Source organism: Desulfobacteraceae bacterium, assembly GCA_022340425.1.
Taxonomy (GTDB): domain Bacteria; phylum Desulfobacterota; class Desulfobacteria; order Desulfobacterales; family JAABRJ01; genus JAABRJ01.
Genome location: JAJDNY010000162.1, coordinates 21,686 through 37,179 on the forward strand (window position 1 = coordinate 21,686; position 15,494 = coordinate 37,179).

The 15,494-nt window shown below is 64.7% G+C and carries 11 protein-coding genes and 1 tRNA gene; 10 read left to right on the forward strand and 2 right to left on the reverse strand.

From position 1 onward, the window contains the following. Positions 1-377: 377 nt before the first annotated feature. The 4 genes from LJE63_14335 to LJE63_14350 all read left to right on the forward strand — a co-directional run bounded on the left by LJE63_14335 (position 378) and on the right by LJE63_14350 (position 6,206). Positions 378-2,378 (forward strand): GTPase domain-containing protein, encoded by a 2,001-nt coding sequence (locus tag LJE63_14335; protein ID MCG6907784.1) that lies wholly within the window; start codon positions 378-380, stop codon positions 2,376-2,378. Then, positions 2,360-4,177 carry a 50S ribosome-binding GTPase gene (locus LJE63_14340; protein MCG6907785.1) on the forward strand — a complete coding sequence of 606 codons (1,818 nt, stop codon included), beginning with the start codon at positions 2,360-2,362 and terminating at the stop codon, positions 4,175-4,177. Before LJE63_14335 ends, LJE63_14340 begins: the two co-directional genes overlap by 19 nt. Before the next feature lie 291 nt (positions 4,178-4,468). Next, the gene (locus LJE63_14345; GenBank protein MCG6907786.1) at positions 4,469-5,641 is read left to right on the forward strand and encodes a hypothetical protein; all 1,173 of its coding nucleotides are present in this window, start codon (positions 4,469-4,471) and stop codon (positions 5,639-5,641) included. A gap of 220 nt (positions 5,642-5,861) precedes the next feature. After that, a complete protein-coding gene (locus tag LJE63_14350) occupies positions 5,862-6,206 on the forward strand; it encodes a DsrE family protein (protein ID MCG6907787.1) in 345 nt (114 codons plus the stop codon). Positions 6,207-6,444: 238 nt separating this feature from the next. Here the strand turns inward: LJE63_14350 and LJE63_14355 are convergent. Further along, positions 6,445-6,542, reverse strand: a tRNA-Sec gene (locus LJE63_14355). An 82-nt stretch (positions 6,543-6,624) separates the two neighbouring features. Between LJE63_14355 and LJE63_14360 the strand changes: the two genes are divergently transcribed. The 6 genes from LJE63_14360 (at position 6,625) to alaS (ending at position 13,919) form a co-directional block, all read left to right on the forward strand. Next, a complete protein-coding gene (locus tag LJE63_14360; GenBank protein ID MCG6907788.1) occupies positions 6,625-7,764 on the forward strand; it encodes a M20/M25/M40 family metallo-hydrolase in 1,140 nt (379 codons plus the stop codon). Continuing rightward, complete coding sequence (locus LJE63_14365) at positions 7,757-9,037, forward strand: LarC family nickel insertion protein (GenBank protein MCG6907789.1); 1,281 nt, start codon at positions 7,757-7,759, stop codon at positions 9,035-9,037. The genes LJE63_14360 and LJE63_14365 overlap by 8 nt, the downstream gene beginning before the upstream one ends. Positions 9,038-9,046: 9 nt before the next feature. After that, on the forward strand, positions 9,047-9,511 hold the full coding sequence (locus LJE63_14370; protein ID MCG6907790.1) for a phosphatidylglycerophosphatase A: 465 nt from the start codon (positions 9,047-9,049) through the stop codon (positions 9,509-9,511). A gap of 25 nt (positions 9,512-9,536) precedes the next feature. Continuing rightward, positions 9,537-10,169 carry an RNA 2',3'-cyclic phosphodiesterase gene (gene thpR, locus LJE63_14375; GenBank protein MCG6907791.1) on the forward strand — a complete coding sequence of 211 codons (633 nt, stop codon included), beginning with the start codon at positions 9,537-9,539 and terminating at the stop codon, positions 10,167-10,169. Further along, the gene (gene recA / locus LJE63_14380) at positions 10,166-11,203 is read left to right on the forward strand and encodes a recombinase RecA (protein ID MCG6907792.1); all 1,038 of its coding nucleotides are present in this window, start codon (positions 10,166-10,168) and stop codon (positions 11,201-11,203) included. Before thpR ends, recA begins: the two co-directional genes overlap by 4 nt. A gap of 91 nt (positions 11,204-11,294) precedes the next feature. Next, positions 11,295-13,919: an alanine--tRNA ligase gene (gene alaS / locus LJE63_14385; protein ID MCG6907793.1), complete on the forward strand. Its 2,625-nt coding sequence runs from the start codon at positions 11,295-11,297 to the stop codon at positions 13,917-13,919. Between the two features lie 105 nt (positions 13,920-14,024). On the opposite strand, the gene LJE63_14390 is transcribed toward alaS, so the two are convergent. Next, positions 14,025-15,128 carry a TIR domain-containing protein gene (locus LJE63_14390; GenBank protein MCG6907794.1) on the reverse strand — a complete coding sequence of 368 codons (1,104 nt, stop codon included), beginning with the start codon at positions 15,126-15,128 and terminating at the stop codon, positions 14,025-14,027. Positions 15,129-15,494 lie beyond the last annotated feature (366 nt).

Consider the following 15,494-nt stretch of genomic DNA (forward strand, 5'->3'; position numbering starts at 1 on the left):
ACACTGGCCTGCCGAATCGGAGCGCCGCAATCACTCACCACATAGACGGTCAATCGTTTTTTCATACTTTACTTTACTTCAAGGATTGCGCTGAATTAGGCGACTTATCGACCGCTTTTCGGCATGGCTGAAAAAGCAATCTGGGTGCCACCCGTGCTTTTGCCCATAGCGCGCCGCGATGCCGGCCCGAAGCCCGCCTGGCCGCCAGCCATCGCTTGAATTTCCGCAAGATCCCAAGCCGCTCAGCCCCCGCCGTCACCTTTTGCAGACTGCCGGAAGCACTTTTACTCACGGACCGGCCCGGAGGGGGCTGGAGGTTTCCAGAACGCCCAAATTATGGTAATTTCCAGACCATCCAACCCAGGAGGACAGACACCATGGCCACCCGCCGCGATCACCCCCTGAAAGGGGCGCTTCAAGCTGTCAGCGACGATTTGAAGAAAACCGGCGAACTGCTGGGGCTGCCGCCCGAGGGTCTGCTGAAGGATTGGCTGGAGACCCTCAGGGCGCGTTTGCTGCCGCGCCTGTCGGGAGAATTGCCGCTGGTGGCCGCGATTTGCGGCGGCGGCTCATCCGGCAAGTCGACGCTCTTCAACGCCTTGGTGGGCAAAGCGGTTTCCACGGTGGGCGGGCGGGCCGGCCTTAATCGGCGGGTGCTGCTGTGTTCGCACCCCAGCCTTTTCCAGCGCGAGGGCCTTCTAACGCTGCTCTTTCAACCCTTCGGCTGCCTGCCCGGCCCCCTGGGCGACCCGGCCGACCTGGCCGTCCCCGGCTGCCCGCTGTATGTCGCTAGCGAGCGGGTTTCCGCCGACCTGCTGCTGATGGACACGCCGGACTTCGACACCGGCGCCCGCGGGGTTTACGTCAACCGCGAAACCTCCCGCCAGGCCCTGGAGACGGCCGACGTTTTGATCTACATCTTCACCAACGCCAACTACAACAACCGCGACAACACCGATTTCCTGGCCGATGAGCTGACCCAGGTCGGCACCAAGAAATGTTTCCTGGTCTACCGTGTCTACCCCACCTTCAAGGCCGAGGAGGTCCGTGAACATGCGACCACGGTGGCCCGCAACCTCTACGGGCAGGATGCCCCAAACCAGGTCATCGGCGTCTACCGGGCCGATGAGAGCAACGCCGTGGCCAGCGGTGAAGCGCCCATGATCTTGAGCCCCCTGGATCCGGGGGCCCCGCCCCTGGCCGATGCCCTTCGGGCCCTGGACCCGCGCAAGCTGCAGCCCGAGCTGATGGCCTCGATGCTGGCCGACACCCTGGCCCAGGCCGCCGCCTTCTCCGAGCGCCTGGCGCTCTCGCGCCAGGCGCTGGCGCTTTACCGCGACGCCCTGCGCACCGCCCAGAGCCACAGCGTCCAGCAGGCCCTGCGCCATTTCCCCACCGATCGCCTGCTCAAGCGCTTTGCCAAGATATGGCTGCAAACCGACCCGCCCCACATCAAGCTGCTGCGCAAGACCGGAACGGCCATTGAATGGCCCTACCGCGGGGTGCTCAAGATCGTCAAGCGCCTGCGCAAAGGCCGGGCTGGCGCTTCACCATCGGCCAAAGACGGCCTCCGCCGGCAGTTGGAGGAGGATCTGCTGAGCGCCGTGCATGACCTCTACCGCCAGGCTGTGGGCCCCTGGCTCGAGGTCACGGCCACAGTTCAGGATGCGGCCGGGAAACAGATGGCGGCCATCGCCAAGACCCTGGCGGCGGCCCCCGAAAACGCGCATGCCCTGATGGGCGGCCGGGTTCGAATGACGCCCGCCGATCAGCCGGGGCTGGCGGCCTTCAAGGTCCCGACCCATCCGGCGCTTTCAGCCGAACAGGAGCGCCTCAGATCCCTGGAGTGGTCCACCACTCTGCAAACCCTGCTGACCCGCAAGGAACTGACCCAATTTATTTCCCCCGAGGTGGAAAACAGTCTAAGACAACTGGCCGATCAGTTTCGCCGCCAGATGGGCCTGCGCGACAAGCTCTGGCAGACGGTGGCGGCCTTTCTCAACGTTCTGCCGGCGACCGCGGCCGTCACCTACATCCTCTCGACCGGGGACCCGATCGGAGCGGCAGGCATCAAGGTCAAGCTGACGGGCTTTTTCGGGTTGCATGACCTTTACGCGCTGATTGCCATACCGGCCACTTCCGGCATGAAAAGCGCCGACCGCCGGCTGCTGGAGACCATGCTGGCCCCCATTGCGCGCGCCTGGTTGAGCGACAAGGCCGAGACCGTGCAGAAAATCCTGGAAGAGAACCTGACCGGCGCGCTCATTGCGCGCGCCACCCAAATACTGGACGACAGCCGAGACACCCTGGCCGCCGTCGACGATCACCTGCGGCAGTGCAGAAAGGCAGCGCCCCCCGAATGGCAAACAACCGGATAGCGGCAACCCTCAAAGCCAGCGGCATCATCGAAACCCATCGCCACGCCCTGCAACGGCTGCAAGGCGCCCTGACGGCCTGCCCCTTGTGGTCGCCGGGGGTGGCGCTGCAAAGACAGTGCGCCGAGGCCGGCCAGATGATCGACAAGCTGGTGGCGCGCCTGGAGCGCAAGCTCGTGGTGACCCTCATCGGGCCCACCGGGTCGGGAAAATCCACCCTGCTAAACGCCCTGGCCGGCGTCGACGATTTGTCAGTCACCGGTCACCGGCGGCCCACCACGCGCCAGGCGGTGGTCTTTTGCGGCGCCCGGGACGACGCCGACCAGCTGGTGGCGCAACTGGGGGCCGAGGCCGTCAGCGTGGTCACCAGCCAGGCGGCCCAGGCACTGACGCAGTCCATCCTGATCGACACCCCGGACATGGACAGCACCGAGCAGGAAGCGCACATTCCCATCATCCGCAAGGCCCTGGGGCTATCGGACATCCTGATCTGCGTTTTCAACGCCGAAAACCCCAAGCGCCGCGACCACGTGGATTTTCTGGCGCCCTATGTCCGCATGTTCCAGGGGGAGGCCGTGATCTGCGTCATCAACCGCTGCGACCGGCTGGCGGAGGCGGAACTGCGGGAGGTGATCGTGCCGGAGTTCAGCGACTTTATCCGCAGCGCCTGGCAGCGGCCGGTGGAAAAGATCTTCTGCATATCCGCCCGCCGCCACCTCCAGGACCCGGACTGGGACCCCGGGGCGCCCCCGCGGCATGATTTCGACCAGTACCCCAAGCTGCACGCCATGATTTTCGGCGCCTTCAACCGCCCGGGCTTCGTCGTGGATCAGCGCCTGCAAAACGCCGCGGCTCTGCGTGATTACATCGAAACCGAAATTCGGGGGGAAATTCAAAAAGACCGCCCGGCCCTGGAGGAGGCCCTCAAAAAAATGGCGGCGGCCGAAAAGGACGGCGTCGGCGCCGCCCTGACCAGTCTGTACCGCGAAACGCCCGGACAACTGCTGGGGGTCAATGTGCGCCTCTACCAGCTGCTCGCCCACCGCTGGACCGGGCCGGTGGGCTGGTTGGTCGCGCTCTGGGCGCGGGTCCTGGTTTTCGGCACAGGGGTAGCCGCCATGCTGCGCTTGGGCAACCCGCTGCGCCAGCTGTGGGGGGCGGTGGCAACCGTCAGCCACTACCGCAAGGCCCGATCGGCCGTGGCCGACAGCGAGGCGGGCAAGGGCCTGGACCAGGCCCTACTGGGCTACCGCCTGAGCCTCCTGAAGCGCTGGCCGGAGATTGCCGAACTCCTGGTGCGCGGCCGCTTCGCACCTGAAGCGCGCGATGTCGCAGGCGTCCTGCCCGAGCCCGAGGAGCTGGCCTCAGAGCTGGGCGCCCTCTGGAACGGCGCCCTGGAGCGCGCCCTGGAAAAGGCGGCCAAAAAGCTCAGCGGCGTTTTCATCCAGGTTCTCTTCAACCTCCCCATCCTAGCCCTACTCTGCCATGTGGGCTGGATCACGGCCAGCAACTATTTTTCCGGCCACTACCTCTCCGGGGATTTTTTCCTGCACGCCTTCGTAACGCTCCTGATCGCGCTGTTGCTGGCGTTTTTCGTTTTCCAGGTCATCACCCGCGCCACGGCCAGCCCCGAGCGCCTGGCGCAAGGCGCCTTCGAGGGGCTCCAGCAGCAGGCGACAGACTTCATGCCCCTGGGCGACACCGCTCTGGCCCGCCAGGTCCGGGCGGTCCTGGTCCTCGACAGCGCGCCCGCCGCAGCAGCTGAAGACGGCCCCGCCGAGGTTGGCTCCGCCCACCGTTGAAGAGGGCGGATGGGGCAACAGGGTCCCCGGCCGCGGACCTTTTCCAAGGTCTCCGCGGCGGTCGCCGTGAGGTGGGGATCGGTGGCGCGCTCCGCAACCATCCCCAGGGCCGGCAGCCGGCGATCATCGCCCGCCTCGCCGATGAGGCCTGGAATGTCCCCGCAACCAGGGGGTCGAAGGATAGAATCAACCGTGATCCAATCAGATTGATTCTCACGAGGAATGAAGGTGACCTTCCGGACTTTGCTGGCAACACGTGACCCAGAATTTTAATGCGAGAGAGAAACAGCAATGCAAGTGATCAGGCCAAAGCTTTTCTTGTTTTTCTTTTTCCTTCTGCTTCTTGCTGTGACCCATCGCGCAGCAGCCAGCACCTTCCACGCAAACCAACGCACAACAACCGCTTTATCCAAATTACTACCACAACTACAGGTTGTGGACAGCCGGATATTCTGCCTCTGGCAAGAACTGGATGCTGGATCGAAATGGCAAATCTGGACGGCCGTAATGAACACGGATGGCAGTGGCTGGACCGCAACAAAGAGAACGACCACCCCCTTCAGCAAGAGCTATCCTCAGTTCCAGGTGAATAACGGCAAGATTTACTTGATCTGGTCGGAGGCCGACGGTACCCATAACCAAATTTGGACCGCTGTGATGAACATAGACGGCACAGGCTGGTCCGCCGTGAAGCGGACTTCGACAGCCGCCGACAAAGAAACACCTCAGCTTCAGGTTGTAAACAACAGCATCCATTTTGTCTGGGGGGAGTCAGATGGTTTTAACTCTCAGATCTGGACAGCCGTTATGAACACGGATGGCACCGGATGGTCTGCAAACCAAAGGACTTCCGCGGTGACTCCAAAACTTACCCCTCAATTTCATGTCGTTGAGAACAAGATCCATTACGTCTGGTCCGAATATCTTGGCGGGCATTTCCAGGTCATCACAGCCACCATGAATACTGATGGCACCAAGTGGTCTGGAACCCAGCGGACGTTCACCAGTCGCGACAAGATGTTTCCCCAGTTGCAGGCATCAGAAGAAAAGATTTACTATGTGTGGCGAGAAAACGACGGAAGTCATCTGCAAGTGCGGGTAAGTTGGATGAATGTCGACGGCAGCGGTTGGTATAGTCCCGGACTGTCGGAAAGCCCATACGATAAAACCCCCCCTCAGTTTCAAGTCGTGAACAACCGCGTCTATTGCGTCTTGAGCCAAGACGACGGCAGTTACGACCAAATCTGGACGGTCACGCTGGATTTGAGTCAAACAGATCTCAGGGCTGATGCAATCAAAAGGACGTCCAGCGAATTTTCTAAAGGCTATCCCCAGATGCAGGTTTTTAACCGCAGAATTTATTACATCTGGTGTGAGAATGACGGTTCCAACATCCAGATCTGGACGGCCGTAAGTTCAAATTTCGCTCCAGGCGCTGTTGACCTCTTGTTGCTGGATGATTGATGTCATGTTCCAAAATATCGACTTTGGGAGTCTGCGGCTTCCCATTTAATTCTGGTTTCCCCTTTTTTCGATCAATGTCTTTTCCATGGCCTCCAGGTCCTGGCTGATCTCGGAGCAGCCCAACCGATATTTCCCGGCAAGGAGCCGACACCTTTTGGAGCAACCAATCCTGAACCCGTAATCACCGCCACGACCGCTTGGCGAACTATAGGAGGAGTGCATGGCCGCCAAATCCCACCTCACCGTTTTGTGGACCAACGACAACCCCGTCACCGCCGAAAAGATGGTCTTGATGTACACGGTCAACGCCCTTGCCCACGGGTGGTGGGAAAAGGTGACCCTCGTTGTCTGGGGTGCCACCGCCACCCTGGTGTGCGACAACCCCGCTGTCCGGCAGAAGGTTCAGGAGGCGATCGCCGCCGGGGTGCACGTCACGGCCTGTAAGGCCTGCGCAGACCAGCTGGGCGTGTCCGAGACGTTGAAAGAGCTGGGGATCGAGGTGACCTACTGGGGCAAACCCCTGACCGAGATCCTGAAAAACGGTGAAGCGCTGCTGACGGTCTGACCGCCGCAAGATGCACCCAGCACCTTTGGGATGCGGGCCCCCGGGTAACGGCGGCCCGGCATCTGGCTGCCGATCTACGCTTAGCTCTGCCCGCCACCGGGGCCAGGCCGGCGAGCGTTCCGACGATTGTATTGGACCGGCGGTTGTGGTAGGGTCGCGGAATTGTTGAACTTCAAGGTAAAGGGCGGCGAGAGGGGGGCCGGGTTTCTGATCGAAGTCTTCCGGCGCCGCGAAAAGATGGCGGAAGTGCATGGGAATCGAACCCACCCGGGACGGTTTTAACGCCCCACACCGGATTTGAAGTCCGGGAGCCCCACCAGTGAGCTGCGCACTTCCGTGTCGAAGCCTGCGAGGAATCTTCAGCCTAATATTATGGCTGATCGGTTTTTGTCAACGATATTAAAGGAGCCCAGTGCCCATGATCAACCCCCAACGGATGGCCGAGAACTTCATCAACCTGGTCCAAATCGACAGTCTTTCGCGCCACGAGGGCCGGCTGGCCGCCGACCTCCAAAAGCGTCTGGAAGCCCTGGGAGCCGAGATCGTCTTCGACCGCGCCCATGAACCAATCGGGGGGGATTGCGGCAACCTGATCGCCCGCTTTCACGGCAACCGCCCCCGCCCGCCGCTGCTCTTCAACGCCCACATGGACACCGTCGGGCCGGGCGAGGGCATCCGGCCGATCCTGGCCAACGGCCTTTTCACCAGCGACGGCACCACGATTCTGGGTGCCGACGACAAAAGCGCCATCGCCATCCTGCTGGAGGCCCTGACGGTCATTATCGAAGACGGACTTCCCCACGGCCCGCTGGAGGTGGTCCTGACGGTCTGCGAGGAGGTCGGGCTGCTGGGGGCCAAGCATCTCGATTTCAGCCTGATCAGCGCCCGCATGGGCTATGCCCTGGACGCCACCGACACGGCCGGAATCGTCACCCGCGCGCCGGCGGCCAACCGCCTGGAGTTCAAAATCCACGGCAAAGACGCCCATGCCGGCGCCGCCCCCGAAAAAGGGATCAACGCCATCTGGCTGGCAAGCCGGGCCATCGCCGCCCAGACCCTCGGCCGCATCGACCACGAAACCACCTGCAATATCGGCCTGATCGAAGGCGGGCTGGCCATCAACATCGTCCCCAGCCTGGTGACCGTCAAGGGCGAGGCCCGCAGCCACAGCGAAGAGAAGCTGGAGCGGGTCACAGCTGCCCTGGTTAAGGGGTTCGAGGCTGCGGTGGCGGCCTATCCCAAACCCGAGCCCCAAAGCCCGCTGCCGCGCCTGGAGGTCAGCTGCGAGCGGGACTTTTCCGCCACCCACATCCCCGACGACCACCCGGTGGTGACCCTGGCCCAGCAGGCCGCGGCCAACCTCGGGCGCGAACTTCGGCCCAAGCCCACCGGCGGCGGGGCCGACGCCAACGTCTTTTTCCAGAAGGGGATCATGACCGGGGTCCTGGGAACCGGCATGCGCGATATGCACACCGTGCGGGAAAACATCCGCCTGGACGACCTGCTGCGGACCGCAGAGCTGGTCCTGGAGATCATCCGGCTGCACGCCCATGGCTGAGGAACGCGCAACCCGCCCAGATGCCGGGGACCGCGCGAGCCCCCCGGCAAACCCTCCCGAGGGGATCCGGATCGCCTATTTGGACTGTTTCGCCGGCATCAGCGGGGCCAGCGTGCTGGGGGCCCTGGTGGATCTCGGGGTACCCCCCGACTGGCTGCAAGGTGAGCTCGGCCGAATGCCCCTGGCGGGGCTTGAAATCGGGGCCCGCGAGATCTCCGCCCAGGGGCTGCGCGCCGCGCGCGTCAGCTTGGCGGTCAGCGCGGCCAACGGGGCGTGGCGGCCGGCCGACCTCCGGGCGCTGATCGCGGCAAGCCCTTTTGGCCCGAGGGTCATAGCCCGCAGCTTGGCGATCTTCGACCGCCTGGCGGCGGGTCGGGCCCGCGCCCGACGCGGCCTGCGGGAAGATCGAGACCTCCTCTGGGAGGAGGCCGTCCATCTGCTGGTGGAGATCGTGGGCGCAGCCCTCGGGTTGGAGTATCTGAAGATCGGCGAGGTGGCGGCCTCCCGGATACCCCTGGGCGGCGGGCTGATCCAACGGGGGGACGAATGGCTGCCGACCCCCGCCCCGGAAACGGTCGAAATATTGCATGGGGTCCCGGTTTACGGCAGCGGTTTCAACGGCGAACTGGTGACACCCACCGGAGCGGCCATCGTTTCGGCCCTGGCGGACGGCTTCGGTGCCGTGCCGGAGATGGACCTCACCGGCGCGGGCTACGGCGCCGGGGAAAACCGCCGCGCCGGGCTGCCCAACCTCCTGCGGATTCTGGTGGGCACCCGCCCGGGCGATCGGATAGAGCAGCTTGTGATGGTGGCCACCGGGATCGACGACATGAACCCCGAGCTTTTCGGCTACCTCATGGAACAGCTCTTCGCCGACGGCGCCCTGGACGTTTTCTGGACCCCGATCTACATGAAGAAAAACCGACCGGCGACCCAGGTCCAGGTCCTCTGCCACCCGTGGCAGCGGGAGGCCGTGATTCGGCGCCTCTTAAGCGAAACCACCTCCACCGGCGTGCGCTGCCACCTGGTGGAGCGCCACAGCCTGTTTCGCGAGACGGTCCGCGTCGAGACCCCTTTCGGCCCCCTGGCGGTCAAGCGCATCCTGAACCCCGACGGCCGGGAACGCTTCACCCCGGAGTATGAGGTCTGCCGCAAGGTTGCCAAACGGACGGCCACCCCCCTGTGGCGGGTTTACGAGCTGGTCGAGCGGGCCGCGGCCGAGGGCCAGGCCGAGCCGCAGCGGATGGTTGACAAAAAGCCGGGCGACCGGTAGGACAGCCCCATGTCCCGGGCCGCGCGCATCGTCATTTTTTTGGCCACCGGCTGCTATGCGGGCAAGCTGCCCTTTGCCCCCGGCACCTTCGGCTCGCTTGCGGCCCTTCCGCTCTGCTGGCTGCTGGCCCAGCTGGGGCGCCCGACGGCCATTTTGGCCACGGTCCTGATTATCGCGGGGGCCGTCTGGGTGGCCGGCGCGGCCGAGCGCCTTCTCCAGCAGCGGGACCCGGGCAGCATCGTGATCGACGAGATCGCCGGGATGCTGGTGACCTTCAGCGGGCTTTCCTTCACGCCGTTTTCGGCCGCCGCCGGGTTTGTCTTGTTCCGGGTGTTGGATATCGCCAAACCGTTTCCCATCGGCTGGGCGGAAAAGCGGTTGAAGGGTGGGGTGGGCATCGTCGCGGACGACCTGATCGCAGGCGTGATGGCCAACCTGGGCTGCCGCCTGCTGCTGACCCTCTGGGGGGGGTGAGGCCTCCCGGCAGGCGATTGATGAAATGCCAAAAAAGGGTGATGATTCAACGGGTTCTGGCGCCCCAAGGCCCATCCGGGTCTTTGTGGCCGTCGCTCTGCCGCCAGACGTCCGAGCAGCCCTGGAAGCGGCCCAGGAGGAGCTGCGCGCGCACCGTTTCGAGATCCGTTGGGTGAAGCCGGAGCATATCCACCTGACGCTGAAATTTATCGGCGAGACGCTGCCGGCGGACCTGGCCCGCATCGGGCCGGCCCTGCGCGCGGCGGCCGCGGCAACCGGCCCCTTTGTCATCTCCGCCAGGGGGGCCGGCGTCTTTCCGGGCATCAAGGCGCCGCGGGTGGTCTGGGCCGGCCTCGGCGGAGAGTTGCCGGCGCTTTTCGCGCTCCAGCAGTCTGTGGCCCAGGCCCTGGTGGAGGCCGGCTTTCCACCCGAGACGCGGCCCTTTAAGGCCCACCTGACTTTAGGCCGGGTAAAGGGTCGAATCAGGCCGGCCGAGCTGCTGGCCGCCCTGCAGACGCTGGGGCAGTGGGCGTCGCCGGCTTTCCGGGTGGCGCGCGTGACCCTTTTTCAAAGCGACCTGCGCCCCGGCGGGGCGATCTACACCCCACGCGACGTGGTGCCCTTAAACGAGCAATTAACCGATCAGGAGGCAATATGAGAGACACCCAGGACAAGGAGAAAGCGGTGGAGTCGGCTATCAGCCAGATCGAGCGTCAGTTCGGCAAGGGGTCGATCATGAAGCTCGGCAGTCGCCCGATCGTCGAGGTCCCCACCATCTCCACCGGCTCCCTGGCCCTTGACCGGGCGCTGGGGATCGGCGGCATCCCCCGCGGGCGGGTGACCGAGATCTTCGGCCCGGAATCCTCGGGCAAAACCAGTCTGGCCCTGCACGCCGTGGCCGAGGCCCAGAAACGCGGCGGGATCGCCGCCTTCATCGACGCCGAGCACGCCCTGGACACCGTCTACGCCCGCAAGCTGGGGGTCAACTGCGACGAACTTCTGGTCTCCCAGCCGGATACCGGCGAGCAGGCCCTTGAAATCGCCGACATGCTGGTGCGCAGCGGCGCCATCGACATCCTGGTGATCGACTCCGTGGCCGCCCTGGTGCCGCGGGCCGAAATCGAAGGCGAAATGGGCGATGCCCACATGGGCCTTCAGGCCCGCCTGATGAGCCAGGCGCTTCGCAAGCTGACCGGCACCATCGGCAAAACCAACACCGCCGTGGTCTTCATCAATCAGATCCGAATGAAAATCGGGGTGATGTTCGGCAACCCGGAAACCACCACCGGCGGCAACGCGCTCAAATTCTACGCCTCGGTGCGCATGGACATCCGGCGCACCGGCGCCATCAAGGACGGCCAGGAGGTGATCGGCAACCGCACCAAGGTGCGGGTGGTCAAAAACAAGATGGCGCCGCCCTTCAAGGAGGCCGAGTTCGACATCATGTACGGCGAGGGCATCTCCCAGACCGGGGACCTCCTGGACATGGGGGTGGCCACCGAGATCATCGAAAAAAGCGGCGCCTGGTACTCCTTCGAGGGGGAGCGCATCGGCCAGGGCCGGGAGAACGTCAAGCGCTTCCTGCAGGACAACTCCGACATCTTCGAGAACATCCAGAATCGGGTCAAAGCCGCCTTGGGGCTGCAGGCGCCAGCACCACAGCCGGCCGAGCCCGCGCCGGCCGCCGACTGATCCGGCCCGCCGGCCGCATTCGGGGCACCCGACCCGGGGGACAGGCGCCCCGGGCCCCTGACATCAAACGACACCAGCAACGGAGCGACCCATGACAGGCAACGAGGCACGCCAACTTTTTCTGGATTATTTCGCCAAACACCAGCACCGGGTGGTGCGCAGCTCCTCCCTGGTGCCCCAGGACGACCCCACCCTGCTCTTCACCAACGCCGGCATGGTCCAGTTCAAGCGCACCTTCCTCGGCGAGGAGAAGCGGGACTACGAGCGCGCCGTCACCTCGCAGAAATGCGTGCGGGCCGGCGGCAAGCACAACGATCTGGAAAACGTGGGCTACACCGCCCGGCACCACACCTTCTTCGAGATGCTGGGCAATTTCTCCTTCATGGACTACTTCAAGGAGAAGGCCATCGCCTTTGCCTGGGATCTCCTCACCAACGGCTACCATCTACCCGTTGACAAGCTCTGGGTCTCCATCTACCTCGACGACGACGAGGCCCATGACATCTGGCAGCGCCAGATCGGGGTGCCGGCAGAAAGGATCCTGCGCTTCGGCGAAAAAGACAATTTCTGGGCCATGGGCGACACCGGGCCCTGCGGCCCCTGCTCCGAGATCCACATCGACCGGGGCGCGGCCCACGGCTGCGGCAAGCCGGACTGCCAGCTGGGGTGCGAGTGCGACCGCTTCTTGGAGATCTGGAACCTGGTCTTCATGCAGTTCAACCGCGACGCCGACGGTCGGATGACCCCCCTGCCCAAGCCCAGCATCGACACCGGGATGGGCCTGGAACGGGTCGTCTCCATCCTGCAAAACACCCCCACCAACTATGAGACCGACCTGCTGCTGCCCATCATCGGCAAGGTCGAGGAGATGACCGCCAAGCGCCTGGGCGCCTCGGCCGAAGCCGATGTGGCGATGAAGGTGATCGCCGACCACAGCCGGGCCACGGCCTTTTTGATCGGCGACGGGGTGCTGCCCTCCAACGAGGGCCGCGGCTACGTCCTGCGGCGCATCATGCGCCGGGCGATCCGCTACGGCCGCAACATCGGGCTGCTCAAACCGTTCCTGCACGAAACCGCCGGGGTGGTCTTCGACATCATGAAGACCGCCTACCCGGAGCTGGGGGAGGCCCGGGCGTTCATCACCAACGTCATCCAAAACGAGGAGCTGCGCTTCTCCGAAACCCTGGACCATGGGCTCAAACTCCTCAACGACACCCTCTCCGAGCTGCGCGCCAAGGGGGTCGACACCGTCCCCGGCGAGGTCATCTTCAAATTGTACGACACCTTCGGCTTCCCGGTGGACATCGTGCGCGACGTGGTCCGCGACCGGGGCATGACCCTGGACATGCCGGCCTTCGATGGCGAAATGGCCAAGCAGCGCGAAAAGTCGCGCTCGGTGGCCGCCTTCACTCAGATCAGCGAAGCCTACCGCGGCCTCTCGGCCCAGGGCGTGAGCCCCCGCTTCGTGGGCTACGAGAATCTCTCGGGTAAGGCGCAGGTGCTGCTGATCGTGCGCGACGGCGCGGAGGTCGAAAGCGCCCGGGCCGGCGAGACCGTCGAGGTGGTCACCAGCGAAACCCCGTTTTACGGCGAATCCGGCGGCCAGGTGGGCGACCAGGGCGAAATCACGGCGCCGCAGCTTAAGATGACTGTCAGCACCACCGTCAAGGACCCCACCGGGATGATCATCCACAAGGGCGAAATCACCGCCGGCACCCTCCGCAAGGGGGACGCGGTGACCCTCACGGTGGACGGCGAAAAACGCCGCGCCACCGCCTGCAACCACACCGCGACCCACATTCTGCACGCCGTTTTGCGCAGGGTCCTGGGCGACCACGTGCGCCAGGCCGGCTCGCTGGTGGCGCCAGAGCGCCTGCGCTTCGACTTCACCCACTTCTCCCAGGTGACGCCCGCAGACCTGGACCGCATCGAAACCCTGGTCAACGACCGCATCCGGGAGAACCTGCCGGCCGAGACGGCCGAGATGGCCGCCGATGAGGCCCTCAAGTCAGGGGCCACGGCCCTCTTCGAGGAAAAATACGGCGACCGCGTGCGGGTGGTCTCCCTGGCCGACTTCAGCCAGGAGCTCTGCGGCGGCACCCACACCGAACGCACCGGGAACATCGGTGTTTTCAAGATCGTGATGGAGGCCAGCGTGGCCGCCGGGGTGCGCCGTATCGAGGCCATGACCGGCGCCGCGGCCCTGGCATACCTGCAGCAGCAGGCGCACATCGTCCAGAACGCCGCGCGCCTTTTGAAAGACAAGCCCGAAGGCCTGATCCAGCGGATCGAAGGCCTGCTCAGCAACCAGAAGGCCCTGGAAAGGGAGGTCGAGCGCTTGAGCGGCCAGCTGGCCAGCGCCTCGGCCTCGGACGCCGAGAAAGCGGTGCGCACCATCAACGGCGTCAAGGTCCTGGCCAGCCGGGTGAACGCCGACAGCCCGGGGGCCCTGCGCGAGCTGGCCGACCGCTTCAAGGAGAAGCTGCAGTCCGGCGTGGTGGTGCTGGGTGCCGCCAGCGGCCCCAAGGCGCTCCTGATCGCGGCCGTCACCAAGGACCTGACCGGGCGCTTTCACGCCGGCAATATCGTCAAGGCCGTGGCCGCGCTCGTGGGCGGCGGCGGCGGCGGCCGTCCCGACATGGCCCAGGCCGGCGGCACCCAGCCGGAAAACCTGGACGCTGCCCTGGAGAAGGTCTACGAGCTGGTTCAGGGCTGAGCGGCGCCGGGGGTTGATTCAGGGGTCCGCGGCACCGCCGGCAGTGAACGCTGAACGGCCGCAACGGTCCCGGCAATGGGGTTCACCCGACGGCCGGCCGGGGCCTTACTTGGGAAAGGGGCGGGCCCCGCTTTTGACCTGCATGACGAGATTCAGATCGTGCTCGGCGTTCGGATAGGAGCCGCCGGCGAGCTCGATGGCGCGTTCGTGGTGCATGATGGCCTGGTCGAACTTGCCTTCGTAGAACAGCACGTTTCCCATCCCGTTGACGGCGCCCGGGTCGTCTGGGTTGATTCCCAGCGCCGTCTCGAAATGCATCCGGGCCCGGCCCAGGTACCTCTTCCGCTGCTCCGGTGTCAGGAGATCGGTCCCGCCCGAACTGGCATACACGTTCTTCGCCGCATAGCCCGCCAGCGTGTGCAGGTAGACGTCGTCGGGAAAGGACGCCAGCGCCTTGTCGATGTGGGTCAGATTGGCGTCGATAAGCGCGATCGCCCGGGCGCGGTCGGCGTGGGTCCTCCCGAAAAGCAGCTCAAGCCCCTCCTGCTGTTCGACGCGCAGCCGCTCACGGATATCCGCCAGGTACGCCCCCCCAGCCTCCGGCGCCGGTCCCGGCGCCACCTTCTCCACGACTTCAGGCAAGACCCGTTGCCCGTGAAAGGGACCCAACCACCACCAGCCCGCCGCGACGATGGCGATCACGACGGCGGCCGCCACCGCCAGCGCCATCGGGCGGCGCGCCCAGCGCCGCTTGCCGTGCGACCCGACAACCTGGATCAGCCGCGCCACATCCGATTCCCAATCGTCGTCGCGCAGCTTCAGTGCGTTGATGCGCGCAAGCTGCGCGAGGCTGCCGGGCAGGTCTGCACCCCGCGGCATGCGGGCTTCGTCGATCAGAATCGGGATCACGCGGGCGGATCCTTTGAGTGCCAATTCCAGTTCCACGCGGTTCCAGTCCGCCGGGTCATCCAGACGGCGAGCGCCCGCTGCGTCACGGGCCGTGGCCCAGTTGGGGCCGATCAAGGCGAGGACGATGACATTTCCGGTCAGGCTTTCCTCGATGGCCCGGACCCAGTCCTCCCCGGCGCCGATGCTGTTCTTGTCCCGGAAGATCGCACTTTCGCCCATGCGCCTGGCCAGCGATTCCCGCAGCCTACCGGCGACCATTTGGGAATCGCTCCGGCGGTAACTGATGAAAATCTTCGGCATCTTCGCCTCCGTGACATGGGCCTGCCCCGCGTCGGTATAGCCGATAAAATCAGTCAAGGGCGAGCGCCACTGCGGGATCTGTCCAATTGCCGCCCTTCCGGCACCCAGGCATGAGGCTGCGCAGGACGGCAGCAGAGAAAAAAAGTGGGGGTTTTTTCGGGCGTGCGGCTGTAAGGCGAAGGTGAGGCGATCGACGAAAGTGAGCCGCTGCTATTTTTCGATAGCAGATTCGATGGGGGATTGCAAAAGTTCCGCCGGAGCCATCACCCGCGGCGGAATTAACAAGCGGCACCAAGAGTTCAGCAGCAGCCAACAACACACTTCAATTGAGTGAGAAAAAGCAAGCGATGGATTAGGCAGTCCTCT

Excerpts from the sequence above, each read along its gene's own strand:
- LJE63_14335 (MCG6907784.1), top strand. The coding sequence starts at position 378 with ATGGCCACCCGCCGCGATCACCCCCTGAAAGGGGCGCTTCAAGCTGTC.
- LJE63_14340 (MCG6907785.1), top strand. The coding sequence starts at position 2,360 with ATGGCAAACAACCGGATAGCGGCAACCCTCAAAGCCAGCGGCATCATC.
- LJE63_14345 (MCG6907786.1), top strand. The coding sequence starts at position 4,469 with ATGCAAGTGATCAGGCCAAAGCTTTTCTTGTTTTTCTTTTTCCTTCTG.
- LJE63_14350 (MCG6907787.1), top strand. The coding sequence starts at position 5,862 with ATGGCCGCCAAATCCCACCTCACCGTTTTGTGGACCAACGACAACCCC.
- LJE63_14360 (MCG6907788.1), top strand. The coding sequence starts at position 6,625 with ATGATCAACCCCCAACGGATGGCCGAGAACTTCATCAACCTGGTCCAA.
- LJE63_14365 (MCG6907789.1), top strand. The coding sequence starts at position 7,757 with ATGGCTGAGGAACGCGCAACCCGCCCAGATGCCGGGGACCGCGCGAGC.
- LJE63_14370 (MCG6907790.1), top strand. The coding sequence starts at position 9,047 with ATGTCCCGGGCCGCGCGCATCGTCATTTTTTTGGCCACCGGCTGCTAT.
- thpR (MCG6907791.1), top strand. The coding sequence starts at position 9,537 with ATGCCAAAAAAGGGTGATGATTCAACGGGTTCTGGCGCCCCAAGGCCC.
- recA (MCG6907792.1), top strand. The coding sequence starts at position 10,166 with ATGAGAGACACCCAGGACAAGGAGAAAGCGGTGGAGTCGGCTATCAGC.
- alaS (MCG6907793.1), top strand. The coding sequence starts at position 11,295 with ATGACAGGCAACGAGGCACGCCAACTTTTTCTGGATTATTTCGCCAAA.
- LJE63_14390 (MCG6907794.1), bottom strand. The coding sequence starts at position 15,128 with ATGCCGAAGATTTTCATCAGTTACCGCCGGAGCGATTCCCAAATGGTC.